Below are 278 nucleotides of genomic sequence, written 5' to 3'. Positions count from 1 at the left end.
AAATAACTTAAAAGACACATTGACCCATATTTCCGATAGCTCAACGCAACTTGCTTCGGCTGCTGAAGAAATGGCGGCGGTCACTGAAGAAAGTAGTCGAGGGTTGGTCAAGCAAAACGATGAAGTCAACCAAGCTGCCACCGCTGTCAATGAGATGAGTGCCGCAGTTGATGAAGTGGCCGTCAATGCTGCGGAAGCCGCTGATGCATCCGGGCGAGCTCAACAACTCACCAAATCTGGGCTCGAAAATGTTAAGAGAACTTTAGGAGCTATACAAG

At 48.6% G+C, this 278-nt stretch carries 1 pseudogene; it reads left to right on the top strand.

Annotated elements, in window-relative coordinates:
• A pseudogene (locus SB756_RS29605) lies at positions 1-278 on the top strand (methyl-accepting chemotaxis protein); the annotation flags it as partial.

Origin of the sequence: Pseudomonas sp. SIMBA_068 (genome assembly GCF_046534705.1) — a bacterium.
Classification (GTDB): domain Bacteria; phylum Pseudomonadota; class Gammaproteobacteria; order Pseudomonadales; family Pseudomonadaceae; genus Aquipseudomonas; species Aquipseudomonas putida.
This window is presented reverse-complemented; position numbering and strand designations above follow the sequence as displayed.